Raw genomic sequence first — 26,223 nt, 5'->3', positions numbered from 1 at the left:
ATAGTGTCACGACTTCGCAGCCGTCTTGCTCATTACTTTCTATCAGACAATCTGTGTGAGCACTTCGCGGGAAGGTATCTTCAGGTAAGGAGGTGATCCAACCGCAGGTTCCCCTACGGTTACCTTGTTACGACTTCACCCCAGTCATGAATCACAAAGTGGTAAGCGCCCTCCCGAAGGTTAAGCTACCTACTTCTTTTGCAACCCACTCCCATGGTGTGACGGGCGGTGTGTACAAGGCCCGGGAACGTATTCACCGTAGCATTCTGATCTACGATTACTAGCGATTCCGACTTCACGGAGTCGAGTTGCAGACTCCGATCCGGACTACGACGCACTTTATGAGGTCCGCTTGCTCTCGCGAGGTCGCTTCTCTTTGTATGCGCCATTGTAGCACGTGTGTAGCCCTACTCGTAAGGGCCATGATGACTTGACGTCATCCCCACCTTCCTCCAGTTTATCACTGGCAGTCTCCTTTGAGTTCCCGGCCGAACCGCTGGCAACAAAGGATAAGGGTTGCGCTCGTTGCGGGACTTAACCCAACATTTCACAACACGAGCTGACGACAGCCATGCAGCACCTGTCTCAGAGTTCCCGAAGGCACCAAAGCATCTCTGCTAAGTTCTCTGGATGTCAAGAGTAGGTAAGGTTCTTCGCGTTGCATCGAATTAAACCACATGCTCCACCGCTTGTGCGGGCCCCCGTCAATTCATTTGAGTTTTAACCTTGCGGCCGTACTCCCCAGGCGGTCGACTTAACGCGTTAGCTCCGGAAGCCACTCCTCAAGGGAACAACCTCCAAGTCGACATCGTTTACGGCGTGGACTACCAGGGTATCTAATCCTGTTTGCTCCCCACGCTTTCGCACCTGAGCGTCAGTCTTTGTCCAGGGGGCCGCCTTCGCCACCGGTATTCCTCCAGATCTCTACGCATTTCACCGCTACACCTGGAATTCTACCCCCCTCTACAAGACTCCAGCCTGCCAGTTTCGAATGCAGTTCCCAGGTTAAGCCCGGGGATTTCACATCCGACTTGACAGACCGCCTGCGTGCGCTTTACGCCCAGTAATTCCGATTAACGCTTGCACCCTCCGTATTACCGCGGCTGCTGGCACGGAGTTAGCCGGTGCTTCTTCTGCGGGTAACGTCAATCGGTGAAGTTATTAACTTCACCGCCTTCCTCCCCGCTGAAAGTACTTTACAACCCGAAGGCCTTCTTCATACACGCGGCATGGCTGCATCAGGCTTGCGCCCATTGTGCAATATTCCCCACTGCTGCCTCCCGTAGGAGTCTGGACCGTGTCTCAGTTCCAGTGTGGCTGGTCATCCTCTCAGACCAGCTAGGGATCGTCGCCTAGGTGAGCCATTACCCCACCTACTAGCTAATCCCATCTGGGCACATCCGATGGCGTGAGGCCCGAAGGTCCCCCACTTTGGTCTTGCGACGTTATGCGGTATTAGCTACCGTTTCCAGTAGTTATCCCCCTCCATCGGGCAGTTTCCCAGACATTACTCACCCGTCCGCCACTCGTCACCCGAGAGCAAGCTCTCTGTGCTACCGTTCGACTTGCATGTGTTAGGCCTGCCGCCAGCGTTCAATCTGAGCCATGATCAAACTCTTCAATTTAAGTTTGATTTGCTGAAACCAGTTCAGCGATGCTCATCTGTAAAACGTCATAATGAATTTCATTATGTGTTCACTCGTGAGGCTTTGATATTTTTTTGCGTCCGGAGACGCGGATATCAATCCTGCGAGTGCCCACACAGATTGTCTGATAAATTGTTAAAGAGCGTTGCGAACAGCGGCTGAACCGTCTGTCGCGAGGTGGCGTATACTACGCTACTCTCCTTCGGAGTCAAACACTTTTTTCAGCGTTTTTATCCGGCGGGATGAATTTCTTCACTCCCTGCCAAGCCGTCTGCGTTGCCGCTTTGCCGTCTCAGTGGTGGCGCATTATAGGGAGTTATTCGGAGGTGACAAGGGTTAATTGCAAATAAATTACTGTTCGACCTAAATTTCGCCACAACGCTGTATTTCACAACGATTTGCCTGGTAACTGCGCAAAATCCTGGGCAAAAAGCGCCACTTTATTCCAATCGGTGTATTCAACTTCTTTCGATGTATCGGTTTCCCCGCCGGTCATACGCATAATGAATTGAATCATGACGCGATCAAGCCAGCGATAACGCGGATAACGCAACGCCCCAGCGAAAACCGCACAGCAATCGGGTTGCCACGGTGACTGCTCCAGGAACTTGCGCGTATACGCATTGGTCTCTGGCGTACACTTATCTGCTTTACGCGCCGTCAGGTTGACACTAAAGAAGCCGCTCACCCGCTGCTGCAACTGTGCTTTGTGCTGGGTGACAAATTTCAGCAACGCCGGATTGAAATGGCCATAGCGGATCGAAGCACCAATCAGCACGCGATCATACTGCAACCAATCAATCTGCTGCGCCTGCAGTAAATCGATCACGTCACACAGTTGATGCGGCACTAACGTCTGCGCAATGCGCGCGGCAATGTCACGGGTTTGCCCATCGCGGCTGGAATACAGAATCAACGCTTTCATTACTCAATCCTATTTTATTATTCGCGCCAGAAGGTCGGCGTGAACAGCACCAGCAGCGTGAACACTTCAAGGCGTCCAAACAGCATGGTTAAAATCAAAATCCACTTCGCGACATCATTCATTGAAGTGAAGTTGTCTGCTACCACACCCAAACCGGGCCCGAGGTTATTCAGGGTCGCGGCCACGGCAGCAAAAGCCGAGAAGTCATCCACGCCGGTGGCGATGATCGCCAACATGCTGAGCAGGAACACCAGCGCATAAGCTGAGAAGAAACCCCACACCGCTTCGAGGATACGTTCCGGCAGCGCGCGATTACCCAACTTGATGGTGTAAACCGCATTCGGGTGCACCAATCGCTTCAGTTCACGCGAACCCTGTTTGAACAGCAGAAGAATGCGAATCACCTTCAAACCGCCGCCGGTTGAACCCGCCATGCCGCCGATAAAAGCCGAGCACAGTAGCAGCACCGGCAGGAACAGCGGCCAGCGCGCAATGCTGTCGGTGGTAAAACCGGCCGTGGTCGCCATTGATACCACCTGGAAAAACGCCTGATTCAGCGTTTGCCAGCCGCTGGCGTACACATTGTGGAACCACAACACTATGGTACAGATCAGCACTAAGGTCAGTTGTACGCCAATAAACATGCGGAATTCGGGATCGCGCCAGTACACTTTCAGGTTGCGACCACTTAATAAAGAGAAGTGCAGGCCATAGTTACAGCCCGAGATCAGCAGAAATACCGCGACAATGGTGTTGATAGTTGGGCTATTAAAGTAGCCGATGCTGGCATCATGGGTTGAGAACCCGCCAATCGCGATCGTCGAGAAGCTATGGCCGATAGCATCAAACATCGGCATGCCCGCCAGCCACAGCGCCACCGCGCACGCCACGGTGAGCAATACGTAGATCAGCCACAGCGTTTTAGCTGTTTCCGCGATACGCGGGCGCATCTTGTTATCTTTCAACGGTCCCGGCATTTCGGCGCGATAGAGCTGCATGCCACCCACGCCCAGAATGGGCAGAATCGCCACCGCCAGCACAATGATCCCCATCCCGCCGAGCCACTGCAGCATCTGACGATAGAACAAAATCGCTTTAGGCAACGTATCCAGTCCCACCAGCGTGGTGGCGCCGGTGGTAGTGAGGCCAGAGAAGGACTCAAAGAAGGCATCAGTGATTGAGAGATGCGGCTGCTCGGCGAAGATAAACGGCATCGCACCGACGCTGCCCAACACGGTCCAGAACAGCACCACGATAAGGAAGCCTTCGCGCGGCTTGAGTTCGGTTTTCTGCTTGCGGTTTGGCCACCACAGCAGTGAACCGATAACGATCGCCATCATAAAGGTCTGACTGAACGCGCGCCCGGCACCATCACGGTAAATCAAGGCGACGAGGCCCGGTAAAATCATGGTCACCGAGAACAGAATCACCAGCAGGCCCACGATGCGGGTAATGGCGCGAAAATGCATTCAGCCGTTTCCTTTAAACAGAAGCTTTTAGTTTGTCAGCGGGATGAGCGTCAGCGCGCCCCGGCTGTAATCAGAGAGGTTTTGGCGAAAGCCATCAATCTGCGCATGCGGCAACGCTAAACGCAGCGCAATACGATCCTGATAATGGCTCTCTTCTATAATGCCGTCAAAACGTTGCAGCAAGCGTTCGATGTCGCTGAGTTGGGCGTAATCGCACTGCAGAGTAAAAGATTCCATCGGCACTTTACGCTGACGCGCCAGTTGCTTCAGCCCTTGCTGCACGCCGCCGCCATAAGCTTTTACCAGGCCGCCGGTGCCCAGCATGATGCCGCCATAATAACGCACTACCACCGCGGTGATCTCACCGACACCGCTACCCATCAGCTGGGCCAGCATCGGTTTGCCCGCGGTGCCAGAAGGTTCGCCATCATCGGAGAAACCCAGCTGCTGCGAATCATCCGGCGCACCCGCCACCCACGCCCAGCAGTGATGCCGCGCGGTAGGATGTTCCTGCTTCACCTGCTGCACAAACGCGCGCGCTGCTTCCACGCCGGCCGTGTGCGCCAGCAAGGTGATGAAGCGGCTTTTCTTAATGGTTTCCTCGCTGAGACTTACGGCCTGAGCGGGAATGTCGTAAGCATCCATCAGGCAAGGTGCAGGTCGCGCGTCATGTTTTCAATGCGATTAGCGTGAACCACCACGTTATCCTCGATACGAATACCGCCGTAAGGTTTCAGTGCATCAATTGCCGCCCAGTCAAAGTATTGGCTGAACATGCCGCCGCGCAGCTTCGTCAGCAGCGAATCGATAATATAGAAGCCCGGTTCGATAGTCAGCACCATGCCAGGTTCCAGCACGCGCGTACAACGCAAATACGGATATTGCGACGGTGCCGCCAGATGCGTACCGTTGTCATCCTGCATGAAGCCAGCCACATCGTGCACCTGCAGGCCGAGCGGATGTCCAAGGCCGTGCGGCATAAACGGACCGGTTAAATCTTCCGCCACCAGCGTCTCTTCAGTCAGGCCTTTCACCAACTCGAACTTCAGCAGCAGACGCGCAATGCGCTGATGCATCTGCAGATGATAATCGGTATAGCGCACGCCGGCCTTCAAGGTGGCGATCAGCGCCAGCTCTTCCTTGTTCATCGCCGCAACCATGTCGGCATAGCGCGATTTGCTCTGCGCCGCGTAGCTGCGCGTCAGGTCAGCGGCGTAACCGAGGTATTCCGCACCGGCGTCAATCAGGAAGCTGTGGCGTTTGGCCGGCAGCTGATGATCCAGTTTGGTGTAGTGCAGCACCGCGGCATGTTCATTGAGCGCAATGATGTTGCCATAAGGCACATCGGTATCGCGATGGCCGGTTGCGGTCAGATAGGCGATATTGATATCGAACTCGCTCATGCCAGAGAAGAACGCCTCTTTGGCAGCGCGATGGCCCGCCACCGCAAGCTTTTGCGCTTCGCGCATACACGCCAGTTCGTAGTCGGTTTTGATACTGCGATGATAATGCAGGAAATCGATCACGCCTTTCGGGTTCACCTGCTCGCTGTTAATACCGAGCTGGGAAGCGCGTGACGGCACCGGACCGATATAGGCCACGTTCTCGCGCTGTGCTGGCAGCAGCTGCGCGATCTCATCGGCACTCTTCAGGCCAATCACCTCCACGTCGTTAGTCCAGAAGCTGTTAGGCAGCGGCTCAACGTTGTGCCAGTAATCAACCGGCGAATAGAACCACAGCTTGGGTTTATTCACGCCATCAATCCATAACCAGCAGTTTGGCACCTGCGTCACCGGCACCCACGCTTTGAACTGGGGATTCACCTTAAACGGATAGTCGTGATCGTCGAGAAAAACGGTCAACAGCTCGCCGGAATGAATCAGCATGGCATCAAGCTTAAAGCGAGCCAGCACCTGCTGCGCTCGCTGCTGCAGCGTATTGATGTGCGCGTGATACAGGGTTTTCAGTGAATCCATGGACTTGTCTCCGATGTCGCGAAAGTGGCCGCAGTGTAGCACAGCCGTGTTAGCGATGCCGTGCTGCGCACGCTGTGATCGTTGTATCAAATAATCAAACTCTCGTTTGCAAATAATTAACATCACACTCACACTCCAACTCATCTGGTATGACCAGATCAACTTTCGCGGTTTCAGGAGACGGACATGCTCTACCAAGGCGATACCCTTTCAGTTCACTGGCTTGACGACGGCATCGCCGAGCTGGTTTTCGATGCGCCCGGTTCGGTGAACAAACTCGATACCAAAACCGTTGCCTCGTTGGGCGAGGCATTAAGCGTATTGGAACAGCAACCCGCGCTGCGCGGCCTGTTGCTCTCGTCGGCCAAACCGGCATTTATCGTTGGTGCCGACATCACAGAATTCCTGTCGCTGTTTGATGCGCCAGAAGAGAAGCTGAGCCAGTGGCTGGCGTTTGCCAACAGCATCTTCAATCGTTTAGAAGATTTGCCTGTGCCCACCGTGGCCGCCATCGACGGCTATGCGCTGGGCGGCGGCTGTGAATGCATACTGGCGACCGACTTCCGCATTGCCACGCCGACCGCACGCATTGGCCTGCCGGAAACCAAACTGGGCATTATGCCGGGCTTCGGCGGCAGCGTGCGCTTGCCGCGCCTGCTTGGCGCCGATAGCGCGATGGAGATTATCGCCGCCGGTAAAGATGTTGATGGCAGCAGCGCCCTGAAACTCGGTTTGGTGGATGCGGTGGTCAGCAGCGACAAACTACGTGCCGCTGCGCTGACCGTATTGCAGGACGCCATCGTGCAGGGCAACTGGCAGACACGCCGCGCGCCGAAGCTGGCACCGCTGAAACTCAGCCCGATTGAAGCCGCCATGAGCTTCACCATCGCCAAAAGCATGGTGCTGCAAACCGCGGGCAAACACTATCCGGCACCGATCACCGCCATCAAAACCATTGAAGCTGCCGCCAGCCTCGGACGTGATGATGCGCTGAAGCTGGAAACCGCCGCGTTTGTGCCGCTGGCGCAGAGCGATGTGGCACGCGCGCTGGTCGGTATCTTCCTGAACGATCAGTACGTCAAAGGCCTGGCGAAAAAGCACAGCAGTGCAGCCGTTACGCCGCAGCAAGCGGCAGTATTAGGCGCAGGCATTATGGGCGGCGGCATTGCTTATCAATCGGCATGGAAAGGCGTGCCGGTGATGATGAAAGATATCAATCCGCAGGCGTTAACGCTGGGCATGACCGAAGCCAGCAAGCTGCTGAACAAACAGCTGGAGCGCGGCAAAATTGACGGCGCGAAACTGGCGAGCGTACTCACCACCATTCAGCCCACGCTGGATTACGCCGGATTCGAACGCACCGACGTGGTGGTAGAAGCGGTAGTAGAGAATCCGCAGATCAAAGCCAAAGTGCTGGCAGAGACCGAACAGCATCTGCGCGAGGACGCCATTCTCGCCTCCAACACCTCAACCATTCCGATTAGCCAGCTGGCGCAAGCCCTGAAACGTCCGGAAAACTTCTGCGGCATGCACTTCTTCAATCCGGTGCCGCGTATGCCGCTGGTTGAAGTGATTCGCGGTGAGAAAACCTCAGAAGCGACCCTCAGCAAAGTGGTGGCCTGGGCGAGCAAAATGGGCAAGACGCCGATTGTGGTGAATGACTGTCCCGGCTTCTTTGTGAATCGCGTGCTGTTCCCCTACTTCGCCGCCTTCAGCCTGCTGCTGCGCGACGGCGCGGATTTCCGTCAGATCGATAAAGTAATGGAAAAACAGTTCGGCTGGCCGATGGGCCCCGCGTGGCTGCTGGATGTGGTCGGCATTGATACCGCGCATCACGCTCAACAGGTGATGGCGCAAGGTTTCCCGTCTCGCATGCAGAAAGATTATCGCGACGCGATCGACGTGCTGTTTGACGCCAAACGTTACGGCCAGAAAAACGGTCAGGGCTTTTACCGCTGGGAGCAGGATAAAAAAGGGAAAGCGCAGAAGAGAGCCGATGCGGCTGTCGATGCGCTGCTGGAACCGATTTGCCAGCCGAAGCGCGTGTTCAGCGATGACGAGATCGCCAACCGCATGATGCTGCCGATGCTCAACGAAGTGGTGCGCTGCCTCGAAGAGAAGATCATCGCTTCACCGGCCGAAGCTGATATGGCGCTGGTGTACGGTTTAGGCTTCCCGCCGTTCCGTGGCGGCGCGTTCCGCTACATGGATACGCTGGGCAACAGCAACGTGGTCGATCAGGCCAAACGTTATACCGCGCTCGGCCCGCTGTATGCGCTGCCGGAGCTGCTGTTGCAAAAAGCCCATCAGCATCAGAGCTGGTATCCCGCGGTGCAACCGATTGACGAAGCGGCGCTGCAAAGTGCCTGAGGTAATGAAAATGGAAAAAGTGGTGATTGTTGATGCGGTCCGCACACCGATGGGCCGCTCCAAAGGCGGCGCGTTTCGTCAGGTACGGGCGGAAGATCTCTCGGCGCATTTGATGCGCGAGCTGCTGAGCCGCAACCCGGCGGTTGATCCCGCCACGCTGGACGACATTATCTGGGGCTGCGTGCAGCAGACGCTGGAGCAAGGCTTCAACATTGCACGTAACGCCGCGCTGCTGGCGGAGATCCCGCATCGCGTACCTGCCAGCACCGTCAACCGCCTGTGCGGTTCGTCGATGCAGGCGCTGCACGACGCGGCACGCGCGATTATGGTTGGCGATGCGCACAGCTGCCTGATTGGCGGTGTAGAACATATGGGCCACGTGCCGATGAGCCACGGCGTGGATTTCCATCCGGGCCTGGGTCGCACGGTAGCAAAAGCGGCGGGCATGATGGGGTTAACCGCCGAGATGCTGGCGCGCATGCATCACATTACGCGTGAGCAGCAGGATGCTTTTGCGCTGCGTTCGCACCAGCGTGCGTGGGCGGCAACTCAACGTGGCGATTTCAAGCGTGAGATTGTGGCGACCTACGGCCACGACGCCGACGGCGTGTTGAAGCGCTTTGAGAGCGACGAAGTGATCCGCGAAGAGACCAGCCTCGAAGGATTGGCTGCGCTGCGCCCGGCATTCGATCCGGTCAACGGCACCGTGACCGCAGGCAGCTCATCCGCGCTTTCCGACGGCGCAGCCGCGATGTTGATCATGAGTGAAAGCCGCGCACGCGAACTCGGTCTGACAGCGCGCGCGCGCATTCGCAGCATGGCGGTGGTGGGCTGCGATCCGTCGATTATGGGTTACGGTCCGGTTCCCGCCAGCAAGCTGGCGCTCAAGCGCGCCGGTTTGAGCGTGCAGGATATCGACCTGTTCGAGTTCAACGAGGCTTTTGCCGCACAGGCGCTGCCGTGCATCAAAGACATGGGCTTGCTGGAACAGCTGGATGAGAAAGTGAATTTGAATGGCGGCGCGATTGCGCTCGGTCATCCGCTGGGATGTTCCGGCGCGCGTATCAGTACTACGCTGCTGAATCTGATGGAACGTCGCGATGCGCAATTTGGTCTGGCGACCATGTGCATTGGCTTAGGCCAGGGCATCGCCACGGTGTTCGAACGAGTTTAATACGTTAATGTTGCACGTGTTACCGCCCTTTCGGGCGGTTTTTTTACGCAATACATTGCGCCGCGACGAATCCGTGCACATCATCGTAGCGGCGCGATTTATCGCGTTCTGTTGACCTCAAATAAAGGCAAACGCATCGCCAAACATCTGCGCTTCCAGCGCACCGCGCTCGGCGCAGAAACGCTCACGCGCAATCTTCGCCATCTCAAAACGACCGGCAATATAGATATCGTGCTCGCTAAGCGATGCGAAATCCTGCATCACCGCCGTCAGTACCGTGCCGCTGCGTCCGGTCCAGTCATCCGCCGGTTGTTCAACCACCGGGATCACTTTCAGGTTCGGATGCTTCACCGCCAGCGCATTCAGCTCATCCAGATCGTACAGATGCATCAGCTCACGGCCGCCCCAGTAAATCGCAATCTCGCGATCGGGTTGCTGTGCCAGCGCGGTCAGCAGAATAGAACGCGCATAGGAGAAGCCGGTACCGCCCGCGATCAGAATGATCGGACGCTCGCTATCTTCACGCAGCCAGGCATCTCCGTGCGGCATATCAACCGTAATCTGGCGATCGTTCTTGATGCGGTCCATCACCGCCATCGCGTAGAGATTGAGATCCGACGCGCCGATGTGCAGCTCAATGATGTCCTTTTCCATTGGCGTAGAAGCCAGCGAAAACGGGCGCTTATCGCGCTCATCCATCACCACCATCAAATACTGTCCGGCGCGGAAGTTAAAATCCGCCGCCGGAATTAAACGAACGCGGTAAACCGTGTCCGTAATCGCTTCAACCGAAGTTACTTTGCAGCTTAACGTTGTCATGCGTTCCCTTTTTCTTCGGGTCTAATTGGTCTGCCGCCGTTAGCGCTGCGGCGGCTCGGCAAAGATAGCTAACTCATCCCAAATGGCGTCAATGCGCGCGGTCACCGCCGGATCTTTCACAATCGGCGTGCCCCACTCGCGCGTGGTTTCGCCCGGCCACTTATTGGTCGCATCAAGTCCCATCTTCGAGCCTAAGCCGGAAACCGGCGAGGCGAAGTCGAGATAATCGATGGGCGTGTTCTCAACCAGCACCGTATCGCGCGCCGGATCCATGCGTGTGGTAATCGCCCAAATCACATCATTCCAGTCACGCGCGTTGACGTCGTCATCGCACACAATCACAAACTTGGTGTACATGAACTGCCGCAGGAACGACCACACGCCGAACATCACGCGCTTGGCGTGACCCGCGTACTGTTTCTTGATCGTCACTACCGCGAGGCGATATGAGCAGCCTTCCGGCGGCAGATAGAAATCAACGATCTCCGGGAACTGCTTGATCAGAATCGGCACCAGCACTTCATTGAGCGCCACGCCCAACACCGCCGGTTCATCCGGTGGACGTCCGGTGTAGGTTGAATGATAAATCGGGTTGCGACGTTGCGTTACGTGCGTCACGGTAAACACCGGGAAGCTATCTACTTCATTGTAGTAGCCTGTGTGGTCGCCGTACGGACCTTCCGGCGCGACATCGCCCGGCTCGATATAACCTTCCAGCACGATTTCCGCGCTGGCCGGCACTTCGAGTTCGTTCGAAACGCACTTCACCACTTCGGTTTTGTTACCGCGCAGCAAACCGGCAAAGGCGTATTCGGAGAGTGTATCCGGCACCGGCGTTACCGCGCCGAGAATGGTGGCAGGATCGGCGCCCAGCGCCACCGACACCGGGAAACGTTCGCCCGGATGCGCTTTACACCACTCCTGGAAATCCAGCGCGCCGCCGCGATGCGACAGCCAGCGCATAATCACGCGGTTCTTGCCGATCACCTGCTGACGATAGATACCCAGATTTTGTCGCTCTTTATGCGGGCCGCGCGTGACGGTTAATCCCCACGTAATCAGCGGCGCAGCATCGCCCGGCCAGCATTTCATCACCGGAATGCGCGACAGATCGACGTCATCGCCGCTGAAAATCTCTTCCTGGCACGGCGCATTGCGCAGACGCTTGGTTGGCATGTTCAGCACTTGCTTGAACTGCGGCATCTTATCAAACAGATCGCGGAAGCCTTTTGGCGGCTCCGGCTCTTTCAGGAACGCCAGCAGCTTGCCTACTTCACGCAGCGCACTGACCTCTTCCTGGCCCATGCCCATCGCCACGCGTTTGGGTGTGCCAAACAGATTACACAGCACCGGCATGTCGTACCCTTTCGGGTTTTCGAACAGCAGCGCCGGGCCGCCGGCGCGCAGCGTGCGGTCGGCAATTTCCGTCATCTCTAACTCAGGATCGATCTCCTGAGTGATGCGCTTTAACTCGCCACGCTGTTCCAGCAATGCGAGGAAGTCTCGTAAATCCTGATATTTCATGCGGCTTTAGCTTTCCGGCCAGAGTGAAACGCCATTATAGAGGCGTTTTACGCTGACATGTTGAGGTTTTGCGTCAGGCAGGCTGACAGGAAAACGGCACCAGCGACTGAATCGCCAATACATCGTGATAAGCAGTAATCGGCTCGCCGTGACGGAACACTTTGAAGTCTTCACCGCGTGCGCTGTAGTAACGCAGGCGATTTTCGCTCACGTGCAGGAAGCTGGCTTCACGCAGCGCAATCACCGATTCATGCGGATTCACGGCACAGAACTCGGCCAGTCGTTCATCACGCGTTTCGCCCATATGGCCGCTGACGTGCGCATCAAGATAATGCGGATTGATCTGCACCGGGAACAAACCCAGCGCGGGCAACACTACGCTGCTGCGCACCGGCATATCATTGGTGGTGCGAATGGAAGGCGTTGCCACATTGCAACCGGCGCTCCAGCCGACGTACGGCACATCACGCTCGCGCACCGCGCGTTGGATAGCGACGATCAAGCCGTGCTCGTGCAGCATTTGATTGAGGAACCAGGTATTTCCGCCGCTCACCAGAATCAGCTCAGCTTGTTCAATCGCCGCAACGGGCGATGCAAACTCGTGCACGGTGCGCACGTCAATGCCTAACGACGCGGATAAGTCCTGCGCGCGCTGCGCGTGATCGCCACGAATAATCGCGTACGGTACCAGCACCGCCGAAGTGATGCCGCGCTGGGCGATCATCGCATGCAGCTGCGGGTGGGCGTAACTTAACAGCGGCGCATCGTCAGCCACTTTACCGTTACTCAACAGGAACAGTTCCATCAGCCACTCCTTTTCAATCGAAAGATGGGGAGGGAGTCTGATACAGATGGTCGCCGGCCGTCAATTTTCTTGCAAGAAAGCGTAAATAAGCCGCATCAATCGGATAAATCGTAGTGAAATTGTTTTCAGCGCCCGGTTTCCACCCGCCGATGCGCTATAACTCTGACAACTGATTTGATATTCTTAGCGTCCATTATTTGGGAGCGGTTATGGAATCCTGGTACTTACTCTATTGCAAACGTGGACAACTGTTGCGCGCGAAAGAGCATCTTGAGCGGCAAGAGGTGAATTGCCTCAGCCCGATGATCGCTCTGGAGAAGATTGTGCGCGGTAAACGCACCACCGTGAGTGAGCCGCTGTTTCCCAACTATCTGTTTATCGAATTCGATCCCGAAGCGATTCACACCACCACCATCAGCAGCACGCGCGGCGTCAGCCACTTCGTGCGCTTTGGCACCATGCCGGCCACCGTATCAAATGATGTGATCGAAGCGCTGCAAACCGACGTGCCGCAGATCGTGCTTGATGCGGAAACCCCGCAAAGCGGTGATGAAGTGATCATCACCGATGGCACGTTCGAAGGATTGCGCGCCATTTTTGCCGAGCCGGATGGTGAAACGCGCTCCGTTTTGCTGCTCAACATGCTGAACAAACAGGTGATGCGCAGCGTGGATAACAAACAGTTCCGTAAACTCTAAGCGAGTTTAAACAGCTGACGCGCGTTGAGATTAACCTGCGCGCCCAGCGCTTCCGCCTCCTCGCCACGCCAGTTCGCCACCTGCTGCACAATATGCGGCAGGAAGCATGGCTCATTGCGGCGCGAAGTGGGACGCGGATGCATGTCGCGCGGCAGTAAATACGGTGCGTCGGTTTCCAGTAACAGGCGCTCAGCCGGAATCAGCGGCAGCAATTCACGCAGTTCCATACCGCGACGCTCGTCGCATACCCAACCGGTAATGCCCACCGACAATCCCAGCGCCAGACACGCTTGCAGCTCGTCACGCGTACCAGTAAAGCAGTGCACGACTGCACCAACCAGCTTCGGTAGCCACGGCTCAAGTACTGCAACAAAACGATCGTGCGCTTCACGGCAATGCAAAAACACCGGCAGCTGCAGCTCAGCGGCCAACGCCAGCTGCGCATCGAAAGCGTATTCCTGCTGATCGTGGGCCGAAAGATTGCGATTGAAATCCAGCCCACATTCGCCAATCGCGACCACCTGCTCACTTTCCGCCAGGCGACGCAAGGTATTCGCGGTTTCCGCCGACCATTCACTGGCATGGTGCGGATGGACGCCGGCGGTTGACCAGCAATAGCCCGCGTGCAATGCCGCCAGCTGCCGCGCCTGCTGGCTCTCCAGCGCGTTGGTTCCGGTAATTAACAGGCCGGTGACGCCTGCTTCGCGCGCACGTTTTACCACCTGCTCGCGATCTTTTGCGAATTGCGTGCTGGTCAGGTTTACACCGATATCAAACATGTCTTCTCCCCAATAAAAAACCGCCCAACGGGGCGGTTTAGATTCATCTTCCCGCGCGCTGCGGGATGCCCTGCATTAAGGACATCAGGATTCGGTGTTGTGTTCCTCATCCGAAGACTGACGTCCTTTACCCACATAGTAGCGGGAGAAGAATACGCCGACTTCAAACAGGCAGTACATCGGAATAGCGAGCAAAGTTTGCGAGAAAACATCCGGCGGTGTGAGCAACATCCCAACCACGAACGCGCCAACCAACATATAAGGACGTTTCTTTTTCAGATCTTCTGGTGAAGTTATGCCGGTCCAGCACAGCAGCACAATCGCAATCGGCACCTCAAACGCCACACCGAAGGCCATGAAAATCGTCATGACGAAGTCGAGGTAGTTGGTGATATCCGTCGCGATGGTCACGCCTTGCGGCGCGGTTTTGGCGAAGAAGCCAAACGCCAGCGGGAACACGATGAAGTAAGCAAACGCCACGCCGACGTAAAACAGCAGCGTACTGGAGAACAGCAGCGGCATCACCAGTTTGCGTTCGTGGCGATAGAGCGCGGGCGCCACAAACGCCCACACCTGATACAAAATCACCGGCACGGCCAGAAACACCGAAACGATGATGGTCAGCTTGATCGGCGTGAAGAATGGCGATGCGACGTCGGTAGCGATCATGCTCGCCCCGGCTGGCATCTGGCTGATCAGCGGCGACGCGACCAGATGGTAGATATCATTCGCGAAATAGACCAGACACAAAAAGATGACTAAAACAGCGATGATGCAATTCAACAAACGCTTGCGCAGCTCAATCAAATGGCTAATGAGCGGTTGGGTATCTTCAACGGCCATGTTTATCGTTCATCTTTTACGAGAGAAGTCTTCGCGGTGCTTTCAGGAGCACTGGCGACGGGAGGGGTTTCTGCGGCAGAGATTTCGTCAGTAGGCTGCGGAGTCTGTGCAGGCGCACTGGTTTGATGTTCTGCTGCTGCGGGCGTGACCGCAGGTGAAGTCACGGGCTGCACGGCGGCTGGCGGAGTCTGATGAATAGTGTTGGCTTCATCTTCCTCTTTTTCGAGATCGATACTCTGCTGCACCGAACGCTTCATGGAGTCGGCGGTTTTACGCAGTTCTTCCATCGACTCTTTCAGCTCGGGTGACAACGTGCCACGGCCCGCTTCTTCCACCTTTTTCAGGCTGTCCTGCAATTCCTGCAGTTTCAACTCTTGCGCCAGTTCGTTTTGTACATTCGCGGCCAGCGAGCGAATGGCTCTGATCCAGCCGACGACGGTTTTCACCGCAACCGGTAACCGCTGCGGGCCAAGCACAATCAGCCCGATCACGAACACTAATACCAGTTCACTAAAACCAATGTCGAACACAGTTATACCTGCTTGTCGTTCCGGGCGTCGTCTTTAGTCGCCGTGGTTTGCTGTTTGTCTGCCAGAGTTTTGGCGTTAAAGTCAGCATCCTGCTCTTTCGGTTGATCCTTTTTATCGTCTTCATCGCCCATAGCTTTTTTGAAGCCACGAATGGAAGATCCTAAATCCGAACCCAGGTTGCGAAGCTTGTTGGTACCGAACAGAAGAACAACAATGACGGCAATGATTAACAATTGCCAAATACTGATACCGCCCATGAGATATGCCTCTGATATTCTGTGAAAAACTGTTGACTGTAACGCACAGAAAGCCCGTATGATTTCGGGCTTTAGCTTGCGACATTACGCGATTTGCACCAGGCAGACAATCAGTTTGTCTTGCGCCAGCCAATAAGCCAGGTGACGATGCCAGCGGCCATTAATAGCGCCGGGAAGAAATCCCAATCCGGTCGACTTAACAGCACGGCGGTGCCACTTAATAACAGTGTAGCGCCTACACCAAACAGATAGCGCGCCTGATGATTGCGTGTTCGCTGTACGTTTAAATCGGTGACGAGTTTATCGACGCTGTGCTTCAATAATTTGTGCTGGCGCATGCTGTCGTAAAATAGCTCCGGCAACTCTGGCAGTTTTTCCGCCCAGTATGGCGCTTTCTCTTTCACCGCCCGCAAAATCGCCGGGATACCAATTTGATCTTTGATCCAATCTTCGAGGAACGGCTTAGCCGTTTTCCACAGGTCAAGCTGCGGATAGAGCTGGCGGCCAATCCCTTCAATATACAGCAGCGTCTTCTGCAACAGCACCAGCTGCGGCTGCACTTCCATATTAAAGCGACGCGCGGTGTTGAACAGGTTCAGCAGCACGTGGCCAAACGAAATCTCTGCCAGCGGCTTTTCGAAAATCGGCTCACACACGGTACGAATGGCAAACTCAAAGTCTTCGACGTTGGTATCGGCCGGTACCCAGCCAGAATCCACATGCAGCTCGGCCACTTTGCGGTAATCGCGGTTAAAGAAGGCGATGAAGTTCTCGGCCAGATAGCGCTTATCTTCTTTGTTCAGCGAACCGACAATACCGCAGTCGATGCCGATGTATTGCGGATCTTCCGGGTGATCGTAGCTGACGAAGATATTGCCGGGATGCATATCGGCATGGAAGAAGCTGTCGCGGAATACCTGGGTGAAGAACACTTGCACACCGCGCTCGGCCAGCAGTTTCATGTTAACGCCGTGCTGCTCCAGCGTGGCGATATCTGAAATCGGAATGCCGTAAATGCGCTCCATCACCATCATCGATTCGCTGCAATAATCAGAGAACACTTCCGGCACATACAGCATGCGGCTTTGGTCAAAATTACGACGCAGCTGGATGGCGTTCGCCGCTTCACGCAGCAGATTCAGCTCATCAATTAAGGTCTTTTCGTAATCGCGCACCACTTCCACCGGACGCAGACGACGACCATCCGGCAACAAACGCGGCACCCACCGCGCCAGACGGTAAATCAGTCGCATATCGGCTCTGATCACCGGCAGGATGTCGGGACGAATCACTTTGATCACCACCGCGCGGCCATTGGATTTCAGCGTCGCGGTATGCACCTGCGCGATAGAAGCCGAGGCCAGCGGTTTGATATCGAAGTCTTCAAACCAGGTTTCCACCGGGCCGCCAATCGACTTTTCAATCTGCTGCTTGGCTTTCACGCCATCAAATGGCGCAACTCGGTCCTGCAGCACCGCCAGTTCATCGGCAATCGCCGGTGGGAACAGATCGCGACGCGTCGAGAGCATTTGACCGAATTTGATCCACACCGGCCCCAACTGCTCCATCGCTAAACGGATGCGCACGCCGGCGGAAGCGTCTTTATGTTGGTTAGGGATCCAGAAGATGCAACGCCGCCACAAGCGTAAAAGCAGCGTGAAGCGCATGCGGGGAATCAGTTCATCAAGGCCGTAAGTCAGAAAGATCTTGATGATGAAGTATAAGCGCCGAATTTCTCCCAGCGTCATTTCGCCTCCAGCTGTGCCAAACGCGTTTCAAACGCATTGAGCGAACGTTCTATCGCTTCCACTTCCTCGCAAAACCATGCCAGTTCCAGTGCGCCCGGCGCAACGCGCCACTCTTCCGTCAGCACCTGACCAAGATAATCCTGGCGGCGGATGAACTGCTGCTGCACGAACTTCAGCGCCTGCTGTGCGGCCTGGCTTACGCCTTGCGCAGCGATATCGCCAATCCACGGTGCAAGATATTCCGCCGGATCCAGCTCGGCGAGATCCATCAGTGCGGAGAATTGCTGTACCACCTGCAAGTCGCCGTCCACCTCCAGTTCACCGCTACGAATCAGGCTGGTGAGCTGCTGGCGATCGCGCAGTTTCGGCAAAGTACTGACACGCAAACTCACCGTGCAGTCGCTGTTGTCTTGCCAATCACTCAGCACATCGAGTTGCGATTCGCTAAATACCAGCACCAAAGGAAAATCGAGCTCTTGCAGACGCAGCATCAATACCTTGCCAGCCAAACGCTGGCGTGCGGCTTTCAGGCTGCGATCGCGATAGAGAACACGGTTCAGGGCGGTCTCAAGACCGCCGGTGATGAGAGGAGTTAAAGTCATGATGGATTAGAATTTAAATCCGCGATGCAGCGCGACAATACCGCCAGTCATGTTGAAGTAGGTGGTATTTTCAAAGCCCGCATCGTTCATCATCGCTTTCAGGGTTTCCTGATCGGGATGCATACGAATCGACTCCGCCAGATAGCGATAGCTTTCAGCGTCTTGCGCCACCAGCTGACCAATACGCGGCAGAATGTGGAATGAATAGGTATCGTAAGCTTTGCTGAGCGGCTCCAGCAACGGCTTCGAGAACTCCAGCACCAGCAGACGTCCGCCTGGCTTCAGCACGCGAAACATCGATGCCAGCGCTTTCTCTTTTTCGGTCACATTACGCAAGCCGAACGAGATGGTGATGCAATCGAAGTAGTTATCCGGGAATGGCAGCGCTTCGGCATTCGCCTGCACATAGCTGACATTGCCCGACACGCCGAGATTGCGCAGCTTTTCGCGGCCCATCTTCAGCATCGAACTATTGATGTCTGCCAGCACAACCTGGCCGGTTTCGCCCACCAGACGTGAGAATTTTGCCGTGAGATCGCCGGTACCACCCGCCAGATCCAACACGCGCTGACCGCGGCGCACGCCGCTGCTGTCAATGGTAAAACGCTTCCAGACACGATGGATGCCAAACGACATCAAATCGTTCATCAGGTCATATTTTGCCGCGACGGAGTGAAACACGTCCGCAACTTTATCGGCCTTTTCGCTTTTCGCGACGGTCTGGAAGCCAAAATGGGTAGTTTCCTGCTGTGATTCATCTGCCATCGGTTTTACCTGTTCCACAAACAATTCTTGCCGAAGTGTATCAGAGTCGCGCTACACGAGCACGCGACCACCGTGCTATTCGTTGATGCGGCGCAGCGAGTCTGTTGTTGGTTCTGCAACGTTTTCATCCTCGGTGCGATCGTCTGCCCAATCTTCATCCGCTTCTTCCGGCTGCGCTTGTTCAACCAGTTGCGGATTAATCGGACGTTTGATCTCCACGCCAAGCGAACGGAACGCTTCACTTTGTGCGATCAGATTGCCGCGCCCTTCAGACAGCTTTTTCATCGCCTGATGATAGCTTTGCTGCGCTTTGTCGAGATTGTGCCCGATGCCACTCATGTCATCGACAAACAGCCGCATTTTGTCGTACAGCCGCGTTGCCCGGTCGGCGATGCGCTGTGCGTTGCGGCTTTGATGCTCATAACGCCAGAGGTTATTAATAGTACGTAGCGCCACCAGCAACGTGGTCGGGCTGACCAGCATGATGTTCTGCTGTAACGCTTCGCTGATCAGCTCGGGCTGACGATCAATCGCCAGCAGAAACGCCGGTTCCACCGGGATAAACATCAATACATAATCCAGAGAGCGTAAACCGGGCAATTGTTGGTAATCTTTACGGCTCAGCAGGCGAATGTGTCCGCGCATGGCGCTAATGTGTTCCTGAATCGCCTGCTCACGCGTGGCTTCATCGTCGGCATTGAAGTAGCGCTCGTAGGCAACCAGCGTCATTTTGGCGTCAATCACCACATCTTTACCCTGCGGCAAACGCACGATCACATCCGGTTGCATCCTGCCCTGCTGTTCCAGCTGCACGCTAACCTGCGTTTGGTATTCGTAGCCTTCACGCAGGCCAGACGCTTCCAGCACGCGGGCCAATACCACTTCGCCCCAGTTTCCCTGAATTTTATTGTCGCCTTTTAGCGCTTTAGTAAGATTGACCGCTTCCTGCGCCATCTGTGCGTTGAGTTGCTGTAGCTGGCGAATTTCGTGGGTCAGCGTGTGACGTTCACGCGCTTCCAGGCCAAAGCTGTCGGTGACCTGACGGCGGAAACCGTCCAGCTGTTCGCGCAGCGGACCAATCAGACTATTCAGACTTTGACGGTTTTGTTCATCGACGCGCCGCCCGCTGTTTTCGAAGATGCGATTGGCGAGATTTTCAAACTGCGCGCTGAGGCGCTGTTCGCTGTTGGTCAGTAGTCGCTGCTTCTCTTCTGCACCGTAGCGCGTCTCTTCAAGACGAATGGTCACTTCGCGCAGTTCGGCTTCCTGCGCGCTGTTCACTTCAAGCTGATTTCGCAGTTCACGGCTGAGTTGTTCACTTTCGCCGCGCCAGTAATCAAGCTGCTGCAAACGTTCCTGCGCACCGCTCAGTGCACCGTGTAGCTGGCGCATCTCCTGTTCGCGTTGTTGGATTTGCTGCTGTAACTGTTCGAGCTGCTGCTGCTGACGCTGCTGCGCCTCTTCCAGAAGGCGACGCTCGGTGGTGAAGCTGGCGTGCTGATGGCCGGCGCGCAGTTGAGCAATGATCCAGCCAATGCCCAAACCGGCCAGCGCCAGCGCGCCGCTAATGATAAGTTGCTGATCCATAATCCCCCCGCGGATCGACTTGCTGAGGGAAAAGGTAGAGCTCTACTGTATGAATGTCCAGAAGAATGTTAAAGGGCTTTCACGGTGAGATCGCCGGCTTTCCATGCATCAATCAGGAAGAAGGGCATCGGCAACACCCATTCGGTTTCCCCCTGAATTTTGGCCGGATAGGTCCAGCTTTTCCCGTCGTAAGTGATCTCAACCTGCTGCCAGCCGTTCTCAGCGTTTTCGACCTGGCCCGCCATGCTGGCAAAACCGGCGTTACTACCGACGTGGAAGCTGTCGGTTTGCCAGCGAATCGGCTGATGCGCCGGCCACGGTTGTGCATGATGGAAGCGGAAAATATCGTCATGATTCAAGATGCTCTCACGTACCGTCGGCCACAGCGCTACTTTGAGGAAGTACTGATCGGTAAAGCGTTCGCTGCCTTCATATTGCGCAATAAAGTCACGCATCTGCTGCTCAACGTTATGGAACACGCCGTGGCAGCCGCCCCACATGCCCGCCAGCAGCAGCTCGGTATGCGAGAAGTAATCGCGCATATGATGGAACCAGTAAGGCGAAGTCAGCCAGGCTTCTACCGCCACGACTTCGCGCTCGGAGAGCAACGAATCCGCATCACGCACGATGTAGCGTTTGACGCTGGTATCGTCCATCACCAGAAAACGCCACAGCGTTGGGAAGATAGTTTTCTCATGCGACATATCCACCAGTTGGGTGTTTGGCTGCGTCAGGCGCTGCCAGACGTGCTGCGGCACGCTGTCGTCGAGATAAATGCGGCAGATCCAGTCGGGATAAAGCTCGCGCGCCACTTCGATGTTTTTAATCAAGGTTTCGCAGTAGCGTGGCTGACTGCCATACAGGCTAAAGGAGATGATATTTTCTGCCGGATTACTGCGGTTGATCGGCGGTGGTGTCTCAGAAGGGAAGGCGACTTTCGCCCCTTTACTGAAAGTCACATCAGATTTTTGCAGCGATTCGAGGCCGTAACGTGCCGCTTCATCTTCTTTATTCAACCAGCCGCACACTTCGGTTAATCCATCCAGCCAGGTTTCCGATGCCTGTGCACGCTGCGCGGCCGGAGCCTGGTAAATCTTCTGGTAAATTTTATAAGATTTTTTGTATTCGCCAACGCGCATCAGGGTGAGCGCGTAGTCGCTGAGCACCTGCATATGATGGGGCAAGACGCGCAGCACTTCTTCACAGCATTGACGCGCAAGAGGATAATTATTCGCCGCCATCGCCTGGCGAAATCTCGCTGCTGCACCTTCAACGCGTGATTGTGCAGTAGCGGGATTATTCATGAAATTGGGACGTGAGACAGAAACCATTTTGCGCATAAGAAATTTCTCAGTAGCTGCTGAAATTGCGCGCATTCTAATCAGGAAGTTGCGGGATTCCTTATAAGCCTGGTCTCGAATTCATCCCTGACTGGCGCACTAAATTAAGCGACGCGCGGCTTCAACCACAATTTTCACCGCATCACTTTCGGTCTGCTTCATGGTCGCGGCATCCGGGATCTCTTTTTGCGTACGGTTAACGATGACGCCAGCCACCATGCCGGCACGCAGTCCCTGACTGGCGCACATGGTTAACAGTGTAGCGGATTCCATCTCATAGTTGAGGACGCCCATTTGCTGCCACTCTTCCATTGAGCCCTGGAAGCGATTCACCACGCGACCGGAGAAAGTGTCGTAGCGTTCCTGGCCTGGATAGAAGGTGTCAGATGAGGCGGTAATACCAATGTGGGTTTTCGCGCCGCACGCTTCTGCCGCTGCCACCAGCGCGGTGGTGCAGGTGAAATCAGCCACGGCCGGGAACTCCATCGGCGCAAAGTGCAGGCTGGCACCGTCGAGGCGTACCGAAGCGGTAGTGACCAGCACATCGCCCACATTAATATGCGGCTGAATAGCGCCAGTGGTGCCAACCCGCAGGAAGGTGCGCACACCCAGTTGCGCCAGCTCTTCAACCGCAATTGACGTTGAAGGTCCGCCGATACCGGTGGAGCACACCACAACCGGTTTGCCATCCACTTCAGCCAGATAGGTAGTGAATTCACGGTGTGAAGCCAGATGCTGTGGATTGTCCATCAACGCGGCGATTTTCTTTACGCGCTCAGGATCGCCAGGCACGATGGCCAACGTGGCTCCTTTCAAATCAGCTTTAGTAATGCCAAGGTGGAAAACGTCAGACTGGGCCATAACAGACTCCTGATAATTGGGGATGAGCGCGCCACTCTACGTGAGCAGGCGGCATAAATATGTGACTCAATTCACCATCGATAATGAAACTTACATTATCAGAAAAACATTATGTGACATAAATCACACATTAACGTTGTGCAATTCTGAATTGCTACAAGCGGTGCTGTGTAAGTGTTGGTGGCAATGTTAATAGAGAAGCAGCACACGTGAAAAAATCCCTCTGTACCCTACGACAGCCTTGCTTCACTTCGCCAGGCTATAGTTACGTGATTGCGCATTTGCTAGCACGGAGAGAACAATGAAAACCGAAGACAATATGGCACAAAAAACGGCACCCGGCGGCTTTGCACCGGCCGTTCAGCCCACCGCAAGCAGCACCATTATTACCGGCAGCGACGCGATTCATGCTGGCGAGACCTCAGTTGCGAGCCAGGGCGAAAACCTGCCTGCCTATTACGCCCGACCAAAAGAGTATCAAGGCACCTTGCCGGTTGTGTTGGTGGTGCAGGAGATTTTCGGCGTGCACGAGCATATCCGCGATGTCTGCCGCCGTCTGGCGCTGGAAGGTTATCTGGCCATCGCTCCGGAACTCTATTTCCGCGAGGGCGATCCCAACGATTACCACGACATTCCCACGCTGTTTAAAGAGCTGGTGAGTAAAGTTCCGGATTCGCAAGTGTTGTCCGATCTCGATCATGTGGCCAACTGGGCCACGCGCCACGATGGTGATATCCGTCGCCTGGCGATTACCGGTTTCTGCTGGGGCGGACGTATTAGCTGGCTGTTTGCCGCGCACAATCCGCAGGTGCGTGCAGCGGTGGCGTGGTATGGACGCTTAGACGGTGAGAAGACGCTGAAGCAGCAGAAGCATCCGATCGATATCGCGGTGGATCTCAACGCACCGGTGCTGGGCCTTTACGGTGGTCAGGATGAGAGCATCCCGCTGGAGAGCATTGATAAGATGCGTCAGGCGCTGCATGCCGCCAATGCCAAGGCGGAAATCGTGGTGTATCCGGATGCAGGACATGCTTTCAATGCGGATTATCGTGCCAGTTATCACGCCGATTCCGCCAAAGATGGCTGGCAACGCATGCTGGCATGGTTCGCGCAGTATGGCGTGGCGCCAAACGCGTAATAATAAGGGGCGCATTTGCGCCCCAATCTCATTTACAGCGACTAAGCCGTTTCACCCCGCAGGTTTTGCGCCGCTTTTACCATGTTCGCCAGCGCCTGACGGGTTTCCGCCCAGCCACGCGTTTTTAGGCCACAATCCGGGTTAACCCACAGACGCTCTGCCGGGATGCTATGCGCCGCTTTACGCAGCAACTCTTCCATCCACTCCACGCTCGGCACGTTTGGTGAGTGAATGTCATACACGCCCGGACCGATTTCGTTGGGATAGTCGAACTCCTTAAAGGTATCCAGCAGATCCATATCGGAACGTGAGGTTTCGATGGTGATAACGTCCGCATCCAGCGCGGCAATCGAGTCCATGATGTCATTGAACTCGCAGTAACACATGTGGGTATGGATCTGGGTTTCATTCCGCGCCACGGCGGCATTGAGACGGAACGCATCCACCGCCCAGGTCAGGTACGCCGCCCAATCGGACTGATGCAGCGGCAGGCCTTCGCGCAGTGCCGGTTCATCAATCTGAATAATGCCAATACCGGCTTTTTCCAGATCTTCCACTTCGTCACGCAGCGCCAGCGCAATCTGTTTGGCGATGGTTTCCCGGCTTACATCTTCTCGCGGGAACGACCAGCAGAGAATCGTCACAGGACCAGTCAGCATGCCTTTCACCGGTTTGTCGGTCAGCGACTGCGCGTACTTTGCCCACTCAACGGTGATGGCTTGCGGACGGCTTACGTCGCCGATGATGATCGGTGGTTTAACGCAGCGTGAGCCGTAGCTCTGTACCCAGCCGTTTTGGGTGAATACGAAGCCGTCGAGGTTTTCGCCGAAGTATTCCACCATGTCGTTACGTTCTGCTTCGCCATGCACCAGCACGTCGAGGCCCAAACGTTCCTGCTCCACAATCGCCTGTTTGATGTGTTCGGCGATGCCAGTGCGATAGTTTCCACCATCAATGTTGCCTTTTTTAAAGTCGAGGCGCAGGCCGCGAATTTCGGTGGTTTGCGGGAATGAACCTATGGTGGTGGTCGGCCACGCTGGCAGGTTAAAGCGGTGACGCTGCGCTTTGGCACGCTCGGTATAGCTGCTGGCACGTTCAACGTCTTTGGCCTGAATTTTCGCCAGACGCTCGCCGACTGCGGCATTGTGAACGCGCGTGGAGTTGGCACGCGCACGAATCGGTGCGCTCCACTCAACCAGCGAAGCGGCATCGTTGTTGTTCAGCGCATGACTCAGCAGTGCAAGCTCAGTGCACTTCTGCAGAGCAAAGGCGAACCAGCTTTTCACTTCCTCATCGAGGCGCGTTTCCACGCTGAGGTCGATTGGGCTGTGCAGCAGTGAGCAGGATGATCCAATCCACAATTGTTGACGCTGCCCCACTAGCGGCTGCAGGCGCGTAAACCAGCTGCTGAGATCGGCACGCCAGACGTTACGGCCATTGATTACGCCGACGGAGAGCAGCCAATCCGCGGGAATCTGCTGGTTCACCTGTTGGATGTCGTCTTTGCCGTGGACCAGGTCAACATGCAGACCTTGCACCGGCAGCGCTTTGATCACGTCGAGATTCTGACCGATGCTGTCGAAATAGGTGGTGAGCAGCAATTTGCTTTCGCCCTGCAGCGCGTCGTAAGCCGGTTTGAAGGCATCGCGCCACGCTTGCGGCAGTTCCAGCGCCAGTGCTGGCTCATCGATTTGTACCCATTCGATGCCGCGTTTTTTCAGTTCAGCCAGCACCTGTTGGTAAACCGGCAGAATGTCTTCAAGCAGTGACAGGCGGTCGAACGACGTACCTTTCACTTTACCCAGCCACAAATAGGTAACCGGACCCAGCAGCACCGGTTTAATCTTGTGCCCGAGCGCCAGCGCTTCATCAACCTCATCCAGCAACTGAGTCCAGGTCAGTTTGAACTGCTGCCCTTGAGTGAATTCTGGCACCATGTAGTGATAATTGGTGTTGAACCATTTGGTCATTTCCGCCGCTGCCGCCGGTTCACCGCTTGGTGCGCGGCCACGGCCAAGGCGGAACAGCGTGTCGAGATCGACCGAGCCATCCTGATTTTGGTGACGAGCTGGCACGTTACCCAACAGCAGGCTGGTGGTGAGCACGTGATCGTACCAGGCGAAATCGCCGACTGGCAGCAGATCCACGCCCGCCTCTTTCTGCTGTTGCCAGTGACGGGCGCGCAGTTCGCGCCCCACCGCCAGTAGCTCTTCCTGTGAGCTTTTACCTGCCCAATAGCTTTCCTGTGCTTTTTTCAATTCACGACGCAATCCAACGCGAGGGAAACCGAGAGTGTGGTTCAGAATGGTCATTTTCTGTTCTCCAGATATTCTTAACTGAATAGGGGGCAGAGATGTTTAGCCGTCC

The 26,223-nt window shown here is 55.6% G+C and carries 22 protein-coding genes and 1 rRNA gene; 4 read left to right on the top strand and 19 right to left on the bottom strand.

The window, feature by feature from the left end; genetic code table 11:
* Nucleotides 1-85: 85 nt before the first annotated feature.
* The 5 genes from FCN45_RS01040 to pepQ form a co-directional block, all read right to left on the bottom strand.
* Nucleotides 86-1,625, bottom strand: a 16S ribosomal RNA gene (locus tag FCN45_RS01040).
* Nucleotides 1,626-2,034: 409 nt separating this feature from the next.
* The gene (gene hemG / locus FCN45_RS01035) at nt 2,035-2,571 is read right to left on the bottom strand and encodes a menaquinone-dependent protoporphyrinogen IX dehydrogenase (protein WP_137384925.1); all 537 of its coding nucleotides are present in this window, start codon (nt 2,569-2,571) and stop codon (nt 2,035-2,037) included.
* A gap of 17 nt (nt 2,572-2,588) precedes the next feature.
* The gene (gene trkH / locus FCN45_RS01030; protein ID WP_101763723.1) at nt 2,589-4,040 is read right to left on the bottom strand and encodes a Trk system potassium transporter TrkH; all 1,452 of its coding nucleotides are present in this window, start codon (nt 4,038-4,040) and stop codon (nt 2,589-2,591) included.
* 27 nt (nt 4,041-4,067) lie between these two features.
* Nucleotides 4,068-4,685, bottom strand: a complete 618-nt coding sequence (locus FCN45_RS01025) for an IMPACT family protein (RefSeq protein WP_137384924.1) — start codon at nt 4,683-4,685, stop codon at nt 4,068-4,070.
* A complete protein-coding gene (gene pepQ / locus FCN45_RS01020; RefSeq protein WP_137384923.1) occupies nt 4,685-6,016 on the bottom strand; it encodes a Xaa-Pro dipeptidase in 1,332 nt (443 codons plus the stop codon). The genes FCN45_RS01025 and pepQ overlap by 1 nt, the downstream gene beginning before the upstream one ends.
* A 186-nt stretch (nt 6,017-6,202) precedes the next feature.
* On the opposite strand from pepQ, the gene fadB reads away from it, so the two are divergent.
* A complete protein-coding gene (fadB, locus tag FCN45_RS01015; RefSeq protein ID WP_137384922.1) occupies nt 6,203-8,386 on the top strand; it encodes a fatty acid oxidation complex subunit alpha FadB in 2,184 nt (727 codons plus the stop codon).
* A 10-nt stretch (nt 8,387-8,396) separates the two neighbouring features.
* Complete coding sequence (gene fadA / locus FCN45_RS01010; RefSeq protein WP_137386834.1) at nt 8,397-9,560, top strand: acetyl-CoA C-acyltransferase FadA; 1,164 nt, start codon at nt 8,397-8,399, stop codon at nt 9,558-9,560.
* A gap of 117 nt (nt 9,561-9,677) precedes the next feature.
* On the opposite strand, the gene fre is transcribed toward fadA, so the two are convergent.
* The 3 genes from fre to pepE all read right to left on the bottom strand — a co-directional run bounded on the left by fre (nt 9,678) and on the right by pepE (nt 12,708).
* Nucleotides 9,678-10,379, bottom strand: coding sequence for an NAD(P)H-flavin reductase (fre, locus tag FCN45_RS01005; protein ID WP_101763727.1), 702 nt, complete (start codon nt 10,377-10,379; stop codon nt 9,678-9,680).
* 39 nt (nt 10,380-10,418) lie between these two features.
* Nucleotides 10,419-11,903: a 4-hydroxy-3-polyprenylbenzoate decarboxylase gene (gene ubiD / locus FCN45_RS01000; protein WP_101763728.1), complete on the bottom strand. Its 1,485-nt coding sequence runs from the start codon at nt 11,901-11,903 to the stop codon at nt 10,419-10,421.
* A gap of 73 nt (nt 11,904-11,976) precedes the next feature.
* Nucleotides 11,977-12,708, bottom strand: a complete 732-nt coding sequence (pepE, locus tag FCN45_RS00995; RefSeq protein WP_137384921.1) for a dipeptidase PepE — start codon at nt 12,706-12,708, stop codon at nt 11,977-11,979.
* Between the two features lie 209 nt (nt 12,709-12,917).
* On the opposite strand from pepE, the gene rfaH reads away from it, so the two are divergent.
* The gene (gene rfaH / locus FCN45_RS00990) at nt 12,918-13,406 is read left to right on the top strand and encodes a transcription/translation regulatory transformer protein RfaH (protein WP_101763730.1); all 489 of its coding nucleotides are present in this window, start codon (nt 12,918-12,920) and stop codon (nt 13,404-13,406) included.
* Here rfaH and tatD read toward each other — a convergent pair.
* From tatD to udp, 10 genes are all read right to left on the bottom strand, one after another.
* Nucleotides 13,403-14,185 carry a 3'-5' ssDNA/RNA exonuclease TatD gene (gene tatD / locus FCN45_RS00985; RefSeq protein ID WP_137384920.1) on the bottom strand — a complete coding sequence of 261 codons (783 nt, stop codon included), beginning with the start codon at nt 14,183-14,185 and terminating at the stop codon, nt 13,403-13,405. The genes rfaH and tatD overlap by 4 nt on opposite strands.
* A gap of 84 nt (nt 14,186-14,269) precedes the next feature.
* Nucleotides 14,270-15,028, bottom strand: a complete 759-nt coding sequence (tatC, locus tag FCN45_RS00980) for a Sec-independent protein translocase subunit TatC (RefSeq protein ID WP_101763732.1) — start codon at nt 15,026-15,028, stop codon at nt 14,270-14,272.
* Between the two features lie 2 nt (nt 15,029-15,030).
* The gene (gene tatB / locus FCN45_RS00975) at nt 15,031-15,558 is read right to left on the bottom strand and encodes a Sec-independent protein translocase protein TatB (protein ID WP_101763733.1); all 528 of its coding nucleotides are present in this window, start codon (nt 15,556-15,558) and stop codon (nt 15,031-15,033) included.
* 2 nt (nt 15,559-15,560) lie between these two features.
* Nucleotides 15,561-15,815, bottom strand: a complete 255-nt coding sequence (tatA, locus tag FCN45_RS00970) for a Sec-independent protein translocase subunit TatA (protein ID WP_008105810.1) — start codon at nt 15,813-15,815, stop codon at nt 15,561-15,563.
* 110 nt (nt 15,816-15,925) lie between these two features.
* On the bottom strand, nt 15,926-17,563 hold the full coding sequence (gene ubiB, locus FCN45_RS00965) for a ubiquinone biosynthesis regulatory protein kinase UbiB (protein ID WP_101763734.1): 1,638 nt from the start codon (nt 17,561-17,563) through the stop codon (nt 15,926-15,928).
* Nucleotides 17,560-18,165 carry an SCP2 domain-containing protein gene (locus FCN45_RS00960; protein ID WP_110867936.1) on the bottom strand — a complete coding sequence of 202 codons (606 nt, stop codon included), beginning with the start codon at nt 18,163-18,165 and terminating at the stop codon, nt 17,560-17,562. The genes ubiB and FCN45_RS00960 overlap by 4 nt, the downstream gene beginning before the upstream one ends.
* Nucleotides 18,166-18,171: 6 nt before the next feature.
* Nucleotides 18,172-18,930: a bifunctional demethylmenaquinone methyltransferase/2-methoxy-6-polyprenyl-1,4-benzoquinol methylase UbiE gene (ubiE, locus tag FCN45_RS00955; RefSeq protein WP_008105805.1), complete on the bottom strand. Its 759-nt coding sequence runs from the start codon at nt 18,928-18,930 to the stop codon at nt 18,172-18,174.
* 75 nt (nt 18,931-19,005) lie between these two features.
* On the bottom strand, nt 19,006-20,517 hold the full coding sequence (gene rmuC / locus FCN45_RS00950) for a DNA recombination protein RmuC (RefSeq protein ID WP_101763736.1): 1,512 nt from the start codon (nt 20,515-20,517) through the stop codon (nt 19,006-19,008).
* Nucleotides 20,518-20,585: 68 nt separating this feature from the next.
* A complete protein-coding gene (locus tag FCN45_RS00945; protein ID WP_110867947.1) occupies nt 20,586-21,857 on the bottom strand; it encodes a tetratricopeptide repeat protein in 1,272 nt (423 codons plus the stop codon).
* Between the two features lie 99 nt (nt 21,858-21,956).
* Complete coding sequence (udp, locus tag FCN45_RS00940) at nt 21,957-22,718, bottom strand: uridine phosphorylase (RefSeq protein ID WP_008105797.1); 762 nt, start codon at nt 22,716-22,718, stop codon at nt 21,957-21,959.
* A gap of 301 nt (nt 22,719-23,019) precedes the next feature.
* On the opposite strand from udp, the gene FCN45_RS00935 reads away from it, so the two are divergent.
* A complete protein-coding gene (locus FCN45_RS00935; protein WP_137384919.1) occupies nt 23,020-23,856 on the top strand; it encodes a dienelactone hydrolase family protein in 837 nt (278 codons plus the stop codon).
* 41 nt (nt 23,857-23,897) lie between these two features.
* On the opposite strand, the gene metE is transcribed toward FCN45_RS00935, so the two are convergent.
* A complete protein-coding gene (metE, locus tag FCN45_RS00930) occupies nt 23,898-26,168 on the bottom strand; it encodes a 5-methyltetrahydropteroyltriglutamate--homocysteine S-methyltransferase (protein ID WP_137384918.1) in 2,271 nt (756 codons plus the stop codon).
* Nucleotides 26,169-26,223 lie beyond the last annotated feature (55 nt).

It is taken from the genome of Pantoea sp. SO10, from assembly GCF_005281435.1.
GTDB lineage: Bacteria > Pseudomonadota > Gammaproteobacteria > Enterobacterales > Enterobacteriaceae > Pantoea > Pantoea leporis.
This window is presented reverse-complemented; position numbering and strand designations above follow the sequence as displayed.